The organism is Klebsiella electrica (assembly GCF_006711645.1).
In the GTDB taxonomy this organism is placed as follows: Bacteria; Pseudomonadota; Gammaproteobacteria; order Enterobacterales; family Enterobacteriaceae; genus Klebsiella; species Klebsiella electrica.
The window spans coordinates 2,948,810-2,962,001 of record NZ_CP041247.1 but is presented as its reverse complement, the minus strand read 5'-3'; the positions used below and the strand labels follow the sequence as shown (position 1 = coordinate 2,962,001).

Sequence of the window (13,192 nt, the reverse complement as noted above, 5' to 3'; positions counted from 1 at the left end):
TCGTTCACCGCCTGCCTGCAGCGGGAATTATTGAGGGTATACCGTCAATGTTCAGGCGCGACATGACGTCGCCCTGAGCGTTTCTTTTTCTGATGTCAGGTTTGCTATGCGCCGTTCGTTGAAATATCTGTTACTGGTCGCGCCTGCCGCGCTGATGATCGCCGTGCTCTTTTTGTACCCGCTGGGGTTCTCGCTGATTGCCGCGTTTACCAACGATGCGCGGCAGTTGACCCTGGGCCATTTCGCTAAGGTCTATGCTCTCTATTCCAGCGATATTGCCTTTACGGTGGTGATTGTGCTGATCTCCGTGGCGCTGCTGGCCGCGATTTCGATCACCCTCTCGGCGGTGATCACATTGTCACCCTGTCGGCCGATTGTGCGCATGCTGGGGTTCTTGTACCGTCTGCCGCTGTTTATCCCTTTTATTGTCGCCGCGCAGATGATGCGGACCTTCCTCGCTAAAAACGGCCTGATGAACAATGCGCTGGTGGCAACCGATCTGTTTACGCCGATGGAGACCGTCTCCTGGCTGGGCTGGAAAGGGATCATCATTACCTTTGTCTGGAAACAACTGGCGTTCGCCACGCTGCTTATCTGCGGCGCGATGGCGGCGCTGGAGCAGTCGCAAATCCTGGCCGCTCGCAATCTTGGGGCTTCGCGCGTGCGTATTCTGTTCGACGTTATTCTGCCGCAGGTGCTGCCTGCTATCGGCGTGGCGCTGGTGCTTTCTACGGTGACCATGATGTCGGTGCTTTCCGTGCCGCTGATGATCGGTGTCGGTACGCCGACGATGATGACCGTGGACATGGCGTTTCGCGTCAACTCTTACGGCGACTACGCGGTGGCCAATGCGCTGGGGGTGGTATCACTGCTGATATGCGGCGCGCTGTCGTGGTTCTACCTGCGTCATAGCCTGCAACAGAAAGGGGGCGATTTATGAAAGAGGTCAGTATGACTTTGCCGGAGACGTGGCTGGCGAAAGGGCGGCGAAAACTGAGCGCCAGTCTGCCGCTGCAGACGCTGCTGTTGGTTTTTATGCTGCTGGCGATGTTTGGCCCGCTGCTGAACTTACTCATCTGGACGGTGGCGGAGAGCTGGTTTTTCCCCCATGCGCTGCCCAGCCAGTGGGGGCTGAAATACTGGTATCAGGTGTTCAGTCCCTACAGCGATGTTTCCGGTTCACTCCTCACCAGCGTGCTGATTGCGGTGCTGTCGGTGGGGGTGTGTCTGGTGATTTCGGTGCCGGCAGGTTATGCGCTTTCACGGCGAGGGATGCCGCTGCGGGTGCTGTTCATGCTGCTGTTTTTGATTCCGCAGGCGTTTCCGAACCTGACGGTGTATATGAATATCGCCCGGCTTTTCTATCAGTGGGGGTTAAACGGGACGGTAGCGGGCGTGGTGCTGGTGCATAGCATGCACGGCCTGATGTATTCGGTATGGATTTGCGTGGCGGCCTTTTCCGCCGTGGATCCGTTGCTGGCGAGGGCGTCACGTAACCTCGGCGCCGGGCCGATTTACACCTTCTGGCATATTGTGCTGCCGCAGGCCTCGCCGGGCATTATTGCCGCCAGTATTTTTGTCTTCCTCGAATCGCTGGATGAATTTACCGGCACGTTTTTCGTCGGCGCACCGGACATCAGCACGCTGCCGCTGCTGCTGTACAACGCCAGTATGTCGGGGAACTACCAGGTGTCGTCCATTACCGCCCTGATTCTGCTGGTGCCATCGCTGCTGTTTATGCTGGTCATCCATAAGTTTATGCGCCCGGAGATGCTGTCAAAACTGGGCAAAGGGTGAGGGGGAAGGGCCCGTTCTCCATCGTCGAACGGGCGTACTCAACGCCTCACTCCGGATAGCAAATCTGCTCCGGCTGACGTTGCATAATCACTTCACCGTGGCGGATAGAGGTCAGCACTTTGGCCTGGCGACGTACCGCTTCATAGTCGTTTTCCGCATCAAGGATCAGCAGGTTGGCCGGGCGCCCTTCGGCAATACCGTAGTTAGCGCCCAGGCACAGCGCCCGGGCGCTGTTCTCGGTAATGAGATCGAGGCAGCGCTGCAAATCTTCATACCCCAGCATATGGCAGATATGCAGTCCGGCGTCGAGAATGCGCATGATGTTGCCATTGCCCAGCGGATACCACGGATCCTGGATGGAGTCCTGGGCAAAGCAGACGTTGATCCCGGCGCGATCCAGCTCTGCGACGCGCGTCACGCCGCGGCGTTTCGGCCAGCTATCGAAGCGCCCCTGCAGGTGAATGCTTTCGGTCGGGCAGGAGATAAAGTTGATGCCTGAGGCTTTGAGCAGGCGGAACAGCTTCGAACAGTAGGCATTATCGTAGGAGCCCATGGCGCAGGTATGGCTGGCCGTTACCTGGGCGCCGATGCCGCGTACCCGGGCTTCTTCCGCCAGCACCTCCAGAAAACGCGACTGCGGGTCGTCGATTTCATCGCAGTGGACATCCACCAGGCAGCCGTGGCGCTGGGCCAGATCCATCAGGAAAACCAGCGAGCTGACGCCCTTATCGCGGGTGTTTTCGTAATGCGGAATACCGCCCACCACGTCGGCGCCCATCTCAATGGCACGGGTCATCAGGTCGCGTCCGCCGGGAAAGGATTCGATGCCCTCCTGCGGAAAAGCGACGATTTGCAGATCGATAAGGTGGGCCGCCTCTTTTTTCACCATCAGCATCGCTTCCAGCGCCGTCAGCGAGGGGTCGGTGACATCAATATGGGTACGCACATGCTGCACGCCGTTATCGCGCAACATGCCGATGGTTTTCAGCGCCCGCTGGCGCGTATCTTCAACCGTGACGCGCTCTTTACGCTGGCTCCAGCGGGCGATGCCCTCGAACAGCGTGCCGCTCATATTCCACTCCGGTTCGCCCGCCGTCAGGGTGGCGTCGAGATGGATATGCGGCTCGACAAACGGCGGAATAACCAGCTTGTGCCGCGCGTCGATATCGCCGGTGTCAGCCGCGCGTGCGGCATCCTGCGCGGTGATGCTTTTAATCAAACCATCCTGTAGCTCCAGGGTATAGAGCGCTTCTTTATGGCGCAGGCGCGCGTTGATAATGTTCATGGTTGTTCCCGTAAATGGTTTTGCGACATACGCCAGATAGCCAGGGCGACCGAGGCGTTGAGATGAAATTGCGGATGGCTGACCGGATAGCCGGTCAGTTTTTCAATACGTTGGATGCGCTGATGCAGCGTGTTGCGGTGAATAGCCAACCGCTCGGCGGCTCTGACCACGTTGCCGCTCTCCTGAAGCAGCGTTTCCAGGGTCTCCATTAACAGCCACGGACTTTTGCGGTCGGGTTCGATCAGGCAGCCGAGGGTGTCATGCATAAAGTCGGTGAGTAGAGTCGGGTCGCTGACGGCGGAAAGCAGCTTGATAAAGCCCAGTTGCTGATAGTCGCTGATGCGCTGGGCCGGGCGCAGGTTATCGCTGAGATCCAGCGCCTGGCGCGCCTGCGACAGCGCGCGCTGATAGCCCTGTAGCTGCTGCACCGGCGCCGACAGGCCGCACAGCAGCGACAGCCCGTCGCGGCCTTCCGCCTGGGTCAGCAGCCACTGTTCTAACCCCTTTTTCTGCTGATAAAATTCGCCTTCCTCGTCCGGAAGCAGGAAGAGAAACATATTGCTGCGTTCAACCAGCGGAAAGGGATTGCCCTGCTGGTTGAGCTCCTGCTGCAGGCGCTGGCGCACGGTGCGGCGAGCCTGCTGGAGCCAGGCTTCGGCCTGCTCCGGCGGCAGCTGGCGGAACAGGCGCGGTATCCCCTCAAGGCGCAGCGCCGCCACCCGCAGCGGGCGGGTAAAATCCAGCTGCTGGTGGAGCGCGCGTTGATGCAGGATATGCAGGTCGGGGTAGTCGCCGGTCAGCAGCTGCAGCAGAATATCGCGCTGTGATTGCAGGGCATTCTCGCTACGTACCAGCGCGGTGCCGATGCGTTCGGTCACCATCACCATCTTCAGCAGATAGGGCTGTTCGATCAGCGGAATACCCAGCTCGTCGGCCAACGCGATCAGGCGCGGCGGAATCGCCTGAATATATTGGTCGCCGGTGAGGATCACCATCCCGGCGATCCCGCGCTGTTTGCCTTCCATCAGCAAATCAATCAGGTTGTCTTCATCGCGGGGATGGTTGATCCCGGTGATAAAGACCAGCTCCCCGCCCATGATCCATTCGGCGATATTTTCATTTTCCGCCACGTAATACCAGCGCACCGCCAGCTGCAGCCCCTGTTGCCCCGCGCGCAGGCGCAGGGGGGAGAGCCCGTCAAGCGCGAGGATTTCACTGACCGTCAGGCCCATGATTACTGCTCCGCGACCGAGTCAGCGGCGGGCTGACGTTTGCTCAGACGCGTCAGGACGATGTAGACCAGCGCGGAAACGGTAATACCGACCAGCGGGGCTATCCACGGCGACAGGTAAGCCACCACCGCGCCCACGGCGTAGGCGCCAAGCCCCAGCCAGTTAAAACGCGGCAGGCGGGCGGTGTGCAGCAGGGGATAGCGGCCGCCGCGATAAAACCAGTAGTCGGCAAGGATAACGCCGCCGATGGGCGGAATGATGCTGCCCAGCAGCACGAGGAAAGGGATCAGCATTTCATACATCCCGCCAATGGCCAGCAGAATGCCGACACCGGCGGCGACTACGGTCAGGGTGCGGCGACGTTCGCTGCGCAGCAGGTGGCAGGCGGCCGCCGAGACGTTATAAATCGTCGGCCCCTGAATGGTCAGCAGGTTGAGGCACAGCATTACCACCGCCGCCACGGACAGCCCCTGTAGAATCAGTACCTCCACAATATCGGCCTGCTGATAGACGATGGCGCACCACGCCCCGGCAACAATCATCAGCCCGTTGCCGACGAGGAAGCTGCTCATGCTGGCGACGATGGCGGTACGGCTGGAGTTAGCCAGCCGCGTCCAGTTCGTCGCCTGGGTCGCGCCGCTGGCGAAAGTGCCGAATACCATGGTGATGGCCGCCGACCAGGTCATGGTTGAGCCCGGTTCGATTTGGGTCATCGCTTGCCAGCCACCGGCGTGATGGGCGGCAAGATACATAGAGACCACCAGCAGAATAAACATCAGCGGCACCGACACGCGGGACAGCGCATCCAGCCCCTTGTAGCCGACCAGGGCGGTGACGCAGAACAGGATGCCGAACAGAATCATCAGCGGAATAGTCATCGCCTCGGGCAGGGCGAGGATCTTGACCAGCGAGATAGCGACCGTCGCCGTACCCCAGGCGTACCAGCCCAGTTCGGCGAAGCCGAGAATAAAATCGGCGAGCTTGCTGCCGATTTCACCGAAGCAAAAACGGCCCATCAGTACGGTATTCAGCCCGCTGCGCGCGGCAATCCAGCCGAGCGACGCGGCATACAGGGCCAGCAGAAAGTTGCCGATAACCGCGATCCACAGCAGGTTTACGATGGAAAAAGAGACGCCGAGCTTGCCGCCTGCAAACATGGTGCCGGTAAAAAAGGTGAAGCTGAACAGGACCATGGAAATCGAAAACACGCCCTTACGCCCGGAGGCGGGCGCTTCGACGAGTGGAAAATCATTGCTGTTTGACATTGTGGAACCTCTGAGTGGTTATCCGAATAGCGATACCAGAGGTTTAGCAAGAGATATGCCAAAAATATCACTGCACAGGCAACATAATGAAGTGGGCACTTTGCACATAAAACGGCGTTAATCTGCCGCTAGGGGTCATAAGAGTGTGCAGGGTGCAAACTTTCGCACCATGATGGCGCAGTCGCTCAGCCATCCGTTGTGCGGGGCATTTTCCCATCGTCCTGTTTCCTGACCTGAGGCCGCGCGCTTTTTGCCGATCTTTACCGCCGGATATGTCAGCGGGCAGGTCTTTTATCCGGAACAAGAACGGCTGAACAGAGACGAGAAAATCCGCCGCCCCAACGGCTCCTGGGGAAAGTCAAACGAAGGTTAAACGAAACGTTTTCTTCAACCCGGCGCAGTGTATCGCTATTAAAGATGTCACCGCTAAGGATTATATTCACGCAGGGTACTGAATGGATTCATGACCTGATGCTTTGTCTTAGTATTTAACATGGGAATCCATCACCCGGAGAAAATATGACCTTTTTGAACATATTGATTTTGGCAGTCATTCAGGGGCTGGCTGAGCTGTTGCCTGTTTCCAGCTCGGCACACGTTATTATGGCGGAAAAAATACTGGGGCTGAATCCAAGTGCACCAGACATGACATTGCTGTTGGTTATGCTGCACACCGGGACGATGTTTGCTGTTATCGTTCATTTCTGGAAATCCTGGCGCGTCACCTATTTTAGCTCTGGTGCGGCGTTTAAACATTATGCTCTGCGCATTATTATTGCCACCATGATGACGGGGATCGTCGGCTTAACCCTGCAACATATCATCAAGGTTTATTTCTCTGGCAATACGCCAGATTTCGAAATTGAATCACTGTTCAGCAACAGTAAACTGATTGCTTGCGGGCTTGTCGTGTCGGGCATTCTCATTATTGTCTCGTCGCGAATAAAAGAAAGTCACACTCAGCGTCTCTCTTTAATCCAGTCGGTCATTGTGGGGATGGTGCAGGGACTTTGTCTGCCTTTTCGCGGGTTATCCCGTTCCGGCGCGACAATTTCTACTGCATTATCCGTCGGCGTTGCCCGAAAAACCGCAGAAGAATTCAGTTTTGCGCTGGCGGTTGTGCTGACGCCCATTGTTATCGTCAAAGAAGTGGCGCGCGCTTTCCATGCCAGCACTGCACTCAAGGCGGTCTCACCGACCGTTTCCTCCATCGTTCTGCCGAGTTTGCTGGGTATGGTTTTCAGTTTTATCGCCGGTTTAGTGGCGCTTCGCTGGCTGGCGGGCTGGCTGGAACATGATAAGTGGCACCTTTTTGGTGGCTACTGTCTTCTTGCCGCCTGCGCCGTTCTTTGGATAGGGTAATTCTTATCGTCGTGGCGCGTAAGATACCCTAAATCATGCGCGTCGCAGGGCAAAGCATCCCCTTTCGGGAATAGCGCAAGTGCTGTTCCCGAAGGGCAGTGGCCACAGGGCGAATGACACGGCAATGCCGTAGCCCGGCGTCAATGACAGAGATGAGCATCTGCCGCCAACGCCCGTGCAGCGTGAGGTCTTTTAATCGCGGCGACTGGCAGAGCGTGATATTCCCGTGGCGAGCGATACCCCTGCACACGTGCGGGCGAGGTTGATTGTCATGACTCAACGCCAGTGCAGATTCATCGCCGCCACTTGACCGTCCGGTTTTAGCATGATGCTGCTGTCATCCCGTTTATCGTCTTCCCGAACGTTTGCTATATTCATGGGCTCTGTAAGCCGTATCATTATCCGTCAGCCATTCCACATTGCCTGAGCATGGCCGATCCGCACATGAGAAGTCGCTGTTTTCCGCCAGATATCCTCCTTCGCCCCCGGATATGCAACCGTTACATAACATTCCATAATGGAATGTTATGTATTCTAAATATTCACTTTTAGAATACATGGATTAGAGTATGATTGCCCTGTTGTTTTTAATCCGCCAGCCTTGGCTAATGAAAAATGTATATTAATTAAGGCATTTAAATGAAAGATAAATCCTCTTCCTGTCTTATGCGTTTAACCATTCAGGATATACTGGAGTGGATAGAATTTAATTTAACAGAGGAGTTAACACTTCGGGTCCTGGAAGAAAAAACAGGATACTCCCAATGGCACTTTCAAAAAAGTTTCAAAGGAGTGACTGGTATGTCTCCAGGTGTATATATAAGAAAGCGTAAAATGGTTATTGCCAGGGATTTACTGAAAGAAACAAACAGTTCAATCACAGAGATCGCAATGTATCTCGGTTACAGACAGCAGTCAACCTTCTGTCGGTCATTTCGACAGCATTATCATTTAACTCCACGTCAATATCGTCTTAATACACGGAGCTGATCCGTTCAGTAATCATCCTGCACCAGGGATAATCTGAATGATACAGGAATTAAGAAATAATCATTTGCCAATAAAAATCCATTGACAGGTATCATTATGACCCATAAACAAGATTTACGGCAAGCATCTCAACCTGTTACTCGCTGGCTGACTTTCACAGGCACTCTTCTGGCCCAGTTCGCGTTGGGCTCGGTATATACCTGGAGTTTGTTTAATAGTCATTTTGCAACACAGTTCCACACTACGGTTCCAAACGTTGCTTTCACCTTTGGTATCCTGTGTCTCTGTCTGGCTTTTGCATCCAGTTTTGCGGGGAGGCTACAGGATAAATTTGGCGTTAAAGTGCTTACCATATTTTCTGGTATCGCACTGTTACTGGGTTTAGGGCTGACGGGGATCGCTCATAATCTGACAATGCTGTGGATTTTTGGCGGTGTCCTGGTAGGACTGGCTGACGGTATTGGCTACTTACTTACGCTGACCAACTGTATTCGCTGGTTCCCGGAACGTAAAGGACTCATTTCCGCTTTATCTATCGGTTGTTATGGGCTGGGGTCGTTAGCCTTCAAATTCATTAATATGGATCTGCTTGCCAATAACGCATTACATACCGCATTACTGTACTGGGGAGTTATTGCTGCGGTGATTTGCATCATTGGCGGGATATTAATGACAGATGCGCCATATCAAAATGTGAAAGTTGCCAGTGGTGCGGTCCAGAAAGAATATACTCTGCGTGAAGCTGTTTGTACGGCGCAATTCTGGATGTTATGTCTAATGTTCGGAACCGCAATGATGGGAGGGTTGTACATTATTGGTGTAGCAAAAGATATTGCGCAAATCATCGCCCATCTCGATGGCGTGACGGCTGCAAATGCGGTAACTGTTGTTGCTGTCGCCAACTTAGTCGGTCGTCTGGTGATGGGCATAATGTCCGATAGCATACGCATCATCCGAATTGTCACCTTTGGTCAGATAATCCTCCTGATGGGTATGGTTCTGCTTAATTTCTTCCATCTGAATGAGTATAGTTTCTTCTTTGCTCTGGGGTGTGTCGCGTTTAATTTTGGTGGTCACCTTACTACTTTTCCATCCCTGGTGGCTGAGTTCTTTGGTCTGAATAATGTCACTAAGAATTATGGCGTCATTTATCTGGGTTTTGGGATCGGATCTTTCCTGGGGTCTGTGATTGCTTCGGTCTTCGGTGGCTTCCAGTCAACTTTCTGGGTCATCTTCATTTTAGCCATTATCTCTATCATCTTCTCACTAACGGTGAAGCGTCCTGCGAACACTGAGGACGACTCTTATATTCCATGGGGTATCTGAGTTTAACCGAACCCGTTTTAAGTCGAGTCATGTATTCAGCAATGACCATGATAGTCACGATGGTGAGAATCTGTTGGCGTCAGATGTGAGGTGAAAAGTAAATGATTTTTAATATCTGCTGGTCTCTACCGTTAACTTTATGTCTGTTCTTTTCAGCTCGCTGGCTGGCAATGAATAAAATAAAAAACCCTTTGTTCAATCCACTTCTCATTACGCTGATTATCATCATTGCTATCCTGGCATTTGGACACATTCCTTATGCGAGCTATTTCCAGGGTTCTTCTTCACTCAACGCTCTGTTGCAACCAGCCGTTGTGGCACTGGCTTTTCCTCTTTATGAGCAACTGGTTCAGCTCCGTGCGAAATGGAAATCGTTGATCATCATCTGCACGATAGGTAGCCTTACAGCAATGTTTTCAGGCAGCATTATCGCCTTAGAAATGGGCGCGACGCCTCAAATGGCCGCGACCATCCTGCCTAAATCAGTGACAACACCCATTGCAATGGCGGCAAGTAGCGCGATTGGAGGTATCCCTGCTATCACTGCAGTATGCGTTATTCTGGTTGGTATTTTGGGGGCCGTGCTTGGTCATGTGTATCTGAACATTGTGCATATCAATCACAAGATCGCACGGGGACTTTCAATGGGCTCTGCAAGTCATGCGTTGGGCACTTCCCGCTGTGCTGAAATTGACGCGGAAGAAGCCGCATTTAGTTCCGTGGCCCTGGTGCTATGCGGAATCATAACCGCAGTTCTGGCGCCGTATGTTTTCAAAATAGTCATGCTTCTCGTACCCTGGCTGCTGAATAGATAATCTGGAGGTTATTATTTATGCATATTTCAGCTTCGGTTATCGACACTATTGTGGAATGGATTAATGAGAATTTACATCGAAAGCTATCTATTGAAGAAATTTCAATTCATTCAGGCTATTCAAAATGGCATATCCAGCGGTTATTTTTACATTACAAGGGAGAAAACCTGGCAAGTTATATCAGAAGAAGGAAAATGGAGCTTGCGGTTCTTCAGTTAACCCACACTGATGCCTGTATCTACGAAGTTGCCCTGACTTGTGGGTATGATTCTCAGCAAACGTTTACCCGCGTATTTTCTCGTACCTTTGGGCTATCGCCCGGTGCCTGGCGTAAAGAGAGAAGAAAATCTATGGCAGACTGTTTGCGTCAGGTCGGCACCCAATATTATTATTGATGTTGATACTATTAAATATAACAGGGTATTTAATCATGCCTACCTGGATGGTTGTAAGAAAATGCATTTTATACTCATTAAGTATAATTGGCTGTGGATATATGGAATATCTTTTTGTTTTTAATCATTACTGGTAGGTTTATTATTGGGGGGGTGAAGGTGTGTTTTAAATGTAATCTGGTTACTTCGAGCCGGTGAGGGATATGTCATGCCTGCTATCATTATGAAATATATACGTGCATTCGTCATAATTTATGTTTGTCTCTATCTGGGTTTATTTATAGCCCCGATATTACCAGTGGCTATTCCAGGAAGTATTCTGGGGTTGATTATTTTGTTCGTTCTTCTTTCATTTCAGATAATCCCTGAAAGGTGGGTTAATCCGGGATGTACTCTTCTTGTTCGTTATATGGCATTGTTATTTGTTCCGATTGGCGCAGGCGTTATACAGTATACGGGTTTACTGCGAGCGCAGTTTGGTCTGATTTTTGTTTCCTGTCTGGGAAGTACCATCATCGTGATGGTTGTTGTGAGCTATACATCGCATCTGGTGCATAATAAACATCATGCCAAAGAGAAGTCATGACAGATGTGCCGGGTATAATTAAATGTATCCTGAGCCAATATTTTAATTTTCAGATAATGGTATAAAAATTATACTGTTAACAGGGGTTATCAGATAAATTCAATGACTAATCACTGGAGATGTTATGAATAATTCCAGGCCTGACATAAATCATCAACAAAAAATGGCTGATACAGAGCATTTTTTATGGTGTGCGCTTATAGCGCTGCATCTGTCGCGTATTGATGGAAAAACTCCCTCACCACTAATGGAGCATATTTTTCTGCAAAACTGGCTTGTTACCGCTAAAAAACAAAGACGTTTCCCTCAGACTGTTGCAAAAGACATTGACTACCTTATACAACTTAGCAGAGATCTGGGGCCATCAGCGAAGCTAGGTCAACGTTTAGATACGCTGTGGAAAACCAGTATTATCAGGCCACAGGAGGATTCTCCACTCTCACGATTGACACGAGTTATCCGGATACTTAAATGTCAGGGGTGGTCAGATATCACTCTGAAACAACGAAGCTGGACAGCTGTTAAGCATGTGGACATCAATACTGAAGCGCCGGCTATTTTTATCCTGGGAATTGATTTGGTTGAGTGTTTTTCAGATGCTGGCGATCTGACTAAATCAATGGATATCCTGTCAACGGGTGATGCGGACATATTATTCAATGCATTCAAAACCGAAGGTTTAACTATAAAAATGCATCCAAAAAAACAGTCTTACTTTACCATCGAAAATTAATTCATCAAAAGCAGACTGTTCGCATCCCGACGCCAGCCAGTACGGGTTGATCTGCCACGTGAGTCTCAGATCTGCCTGATGGTGTTATGAATACAGCAGATGGATCAGGCGTAAACTCCCCCGGATGCCCATCCCGCCCCCGACAGCGTCGTCGGGCTACGTTGCGAAGTGCGCCGCAATTTTTTTAATATGTCCCGTTTAGCAGTAACCCGCTTTCATTTCTTCTGGAGTCGGTGGAGCTTGCTTTGCCGGGTAAATTTACACCGCCAGCTCTCTTTTTCTTCGCCTTATCACCACCGCCAGAACATACCCGTCCACCAGATGAGGTGGTGTTTTATAAAACGATTATGTTGGATCCGAAGCGCTTTATCCCTGTTCTTTATGATCCGGTGGTTGCGGATGCCTGTCTGGAATTCGGCCACATTTATCGTCGCCCCCGCGGAATGTACATTACTCATCATATGCAGAGGAACGGAAGAGGGCACCGCCTTGACAGTCATTACGCCTCGTCAGGAGCAATGCTGAATATCCCCCGGGGGCCACAAGCGGGCATTAAGCGCCTTACTCGGTATCCAGCCTGTGCCTCACTCAGGGATCTGTCGCTCTTCGACCGGCAAAATAGTGCGCGGGCGTGCTGCCCATTGTTTTTCTGAACATGGTGATAAAAGCGTTTACCGACTCATACCCCAGATTAGCCGCGACGTTTTGCACCGATACCCCGCTTGCCAGCTCCCGAAGGGCAATAATCAAATGCAGTTGCTGACGCCATCGTCCGAAGGTCAGCCCGGTTTCGCGCAGCATCAGGCGTGCTAATGAACGCTCGCTGAGCGCCAGCCGTTTCGCCCAGACTTTAAACGTGCTTCGATCCTCCGGGTGGCTAACCAGCGCATCAGCCATGGCGCGGATCTTCGGGTGCGCCGAAACCGGCAGACTCAATTTCTGCTGCGGCATGGTGGCCAGTTCATCGAGCGTCACTCTGGTCAGCCTGCCGACATGGCTCTGCGCCGGGTAATCAACGTCCTCATGCGTCAAGCGATCAACTAACTCTTTAATCAGCGGAGAAATCGCCAGCGTGCAGCATTTCTCCGGCAGTGCGGCGGCGCCGGGTTCAATAAACAAATAGTTGAGATGCGCATTCCAGGTCGCTTTGGCGCTATGGGGGATCCCGCCGGGGATCCACACCGCGCAATCTGGCGGTACTATCCAGATATCGTTTTCCGCGCGACAAATCACCGCCCCATAGCGGGCCACGATCAGTTGTCCCTTGCGGTGCGTATGCACCGGCACTTCTGCTGCATAATCAACGAAATCAATATGCCGCGCGACGGCCGGGCCCGGCGTGCTATCGGGATCAAACAGGGTATGGGCAAGTCTGGATGACATCTTATTGGCAACATTTAGGTATT

Annotated in this window: 14 protein-coding genes; 10 read left to right on the top strand and 4 right to left on the bottom strand. The window is 52.3% G+C overall.

From position 1 onward, the window contains the following. Positions 1 to 106: 106 nt before the first annotated feature. Positions 107 to 940 (top strand): ABC transporter permease, encoded by an 834-nt coding sequence (locus tag Electrica_RS14125; protein ID WP_131050075.1) that lies wholly within the window; start codon positions 107 to 109, stop codon positions 938 to 940. Then, positions 937 to 1,797: an ABC transporter permease gene (locus Electrica_RS14120; RefSeq protein ID WP_160703615.1), complete on the top strand. Its 861-nt coding sequence runs from the start codon at positions 937 to 939 to the stop codon at positions 1,795 to 1,797. The genes Electrica_RS14125 and Electrica_RS14120 overlap by 4 nt, the downstream gene beginning before the upstream one ends. 46 nt (positions 1,798 to 1,843) lie before the next feature. On the opposite strand, the gene codA is transcribed toward Electrica_RS14120, so the two are convergent. Genes codA through codB form a run of 3 tightly spaced genes read right to left on the bottom strand, consistent with a single transcriptional unit; the run spans position 1,844 to position 5,579 of the window. Continuing rightward, positions 1,844 to 3,082, bottom strand: a complete 1,239-nt coding sequence (gene codA / locus Electrica_RS14115; RefSeq protein WP_141964778.1) for a cytosine deaminase — start codon at positions 3,080 to 3,082, stop codon at positions 1,844 to 1,846. Further along, complete coding sequence (locus Electrica_RS14110; protein ID WP_141964777.1) at positions 3,079 to 4,314, bottom strand: PucR family transcriptional regulator; 1,236 nt, start codon at positions 4,312 to 4,314, stop codon at positions 3,079 to 3,081. The genes codA and Electrica_RS14110 overlap by 4 nt, the downstream gene beginning before the upstream one ends. A gap of 2 nt (positions 4,315 to 4,316) precedes the next feature. Further along, the gene (codB, locus tag Electrica_RS14105; protein ID WP_141964776.1) at positions 4,317 to 5,579 is read right to left on the bottom strand and encodes a cytosine permease; all 1,263 of its coding nucleotides are present in this window, start codon (positions 5,577 to 5,579) and stop codon (positions 4,317 to 4,319) included. A 519-nt stretch (positions 5,580 to 6,098) separates the two neighbouring features. Here codB and Electrica_RS14100 point away from each other — a divergent pair. From Electrica_RS14100 to Electrica_RS29320, 8 genes are all read left to right on the top strand, one after another. Beyond that, positions 6,099 to 6,941, top strand: coding sequence for an undecaprenyl-diphosphate phosphatase (locus Electrica_RS14100; RefSeq protein ID WP_141964775.1), 843 nt, complete (start codon positions 6,099 to 6,101; stop codon positions 6,939 to 6,941). Positions 6,942 to 7,580: 639 nt separating this feature from the next. After that, entirely contained in the window at positions 7,581 to 7,931 is a 351-nt protein-coding gene (locus Electrica_RS14095) for a helix-turn-helix transcriptional regulator (RefSeq protein ID WP_100683851.1), read from the top strand. A 96-nt stretch (positions 7,932 to 8,027) separates the two neighbouring features. Continuing rightward, positions 8,028 to 9,257, top strand: coding sequence for an MFS transporter (locus Electrica_RS14090; protein WP_141964774.1), 1,230 nt, complete (start codon positions 8,028 to 8,030; stop codon positions 9,255 to 9,257). 101 nt (positions 9,258 to 9,358) lie between these two features. After that, positions 9,359 to 10,072 (top strand): CidB/LrgB family autolysis modulator, encoded by a 714-nt coding sequence (locus tag Electrica_RS14085; protein WP_141964773.1) that lies wholly within the window; start codon positions 9,359 to 9,361, stop codon positions 10,070 to 10,072. A gap of 17 nt (positions 10,073 to 10,089) precedes the next feature. Beyond that, positions 10,090 to 10,467 carry a helix-turn-helix domain-containing protein gene (locus Electrica_RS14080; protein WP_141964772.1) on the top strand — a complete coding sequence of 126 codons (378 nt, stop codon included), beginning with the start codon at positions 10,090 to 10,092 and terminating at the stop codon, positions 10,465 to 10,467. 208 nt (positions 10,468 to 10,675) lie between these two features. After that, complete coding sequence (locus Electrica_RS14075; protein ID WP_141964771.1) at positions 10,676 to 11,053, top strand: CidA/LrgA family protein; 378 nt, start codon at positions 10,676 to 10,678, stop codon at positions 11,051 to 11,053. 124 nt (positions 11,054 to 11,177) lie between these two features. Then, positions 11,178 to 11,786, top strand: a complete 609-nt coding sequence (locus Electrica_RS14070) for a DUF2913 family protein (protein ID WP_131050085.1) — start codon at positions 11,178 to 11,180, stop codon at positions 11,784 to 11,786. Positions 11,787 to 12,133: 347 nt separating this feature from the next. Continuing rightward, on the top strand, positions 12,134 to 12,439 hold the full coding sequence (locus tag Electrica_RS29320; RefSeq protein WP_142255904.1) for a hypothetical protein: 306 nt from the start codon (positions 12,134 to 12,136) through the stop codon (positions 12,437 to 12,439). On the opposite strand, the gene Electrica_RS14060 is transcribed toward Electrica_RS29320, so the two are convergent. Then, entirely contained in the window at positions 12,375 to 13,169 is a 795-nt protein-coding gene (locus tag Electrica_RS14060; RefSeq protein WP_141964770.1) for an AraC family transcriptional regulator, read from the bottom strand. The two genes, Electrica_RS29320 and Electrica_RS14060, sit on opposite strands and share 65 nt — an antisense overlap. Positions 13,170 to 13,192: the final 23 nt, after the last annotated feature.

Coding starts and splice junctions, on each gene's coding strand:
- Electrica_RS14125 (WP_131050075.1), top strand. CDS start 107: ATGCGCCGTTCGTTGAAATATCTGTTACTGGTCGCGCCTGCCGCGCTG.
- Electrica_RS14120 (WP_160703615.1), top strand. CDS start 937: ATGAAAGAGGTCAGTATGACTTTGCCGGAGACGTGGCTGGCGAAAGGG.
- codA (WP_141964778.1), bottom strand. CDS start 3,082: ATGAACATTATCAACGCGCGCCTGCGCCATAAAGAAGCGCTCTATACC.
- Electrica_RS14110 (WP_141964777.1), bottom strand. CDS start 4,314: ATGGGCCTGACGGTCAGTGAAATCCTCGCGCTTGACGGGCTCTCCCCC.
- codB (WP_141964776.1), bottom strand. CDS start 5,579: ATGTCAAACAGCAATGATTTTCCACTCGTCGAAGCGCCCGCCTCCGGG.
- Electrica_RS14100 (WP_141964775.1), top strand. CDS start 6,099: ATGACCTTTTTGAACATATTGATTTTGGCAGTCATTCAGGGGCTGGCT.
- Electrica_RS14095 (WP_100683851.1), top strand. CDS start 7,581: ATGAAAGATAAATCCTCTTCCTGTCTTATGCGTTTAACCATTCAGGAT.
- Electrica_RS14090 (WP_141964774.1), top strand. CDS start 8,028: ATGACCCATAAACAAGATTTACGGCAAGCATCTCAACCTGTTACTCGC.
- Electrica_RS14085 (WP_141964773.1), top strand. CDS start 9,359: ATGATTTTTAATATCTGCTGGTCTCTACCGTTAACTTTATGTCTGTTC.
- Electrica_RS14080 (WP_141964772.1), top strand. CDS start 10,090: ATGCATATTTCAGCTTCGGTTATCGACACTATTGTGGAATGGATTAAT.
- Electrica_RS14075 (WP_141964771.1), top strand. CDS start 10,676: ATGCCTGCTATCATTATGAAATATATACGTGCATTCGTCATAATTTAT.
- Electrica_RS14070 (WP_131050085.1), top strand. CDS start 11,178: ATGAATAATTCCAGGCCTGACATAAATCATCAACAAAAAATGGCTGAT.
- Electrica_RS29320 (WP_142255904.1), top strand. CDS start 12,134: ATGTTGGATCCGAAGCGCTTTATCCCTGTTCTTTATGATCCGGTGGTT.
- Electrica_RS14060 (WP_141964770.1), bottom strand. CDS start 13,169: ATGTCATCCAGACTTGCCCATACCCTGTTTGATCCCGATAGCACGCCG.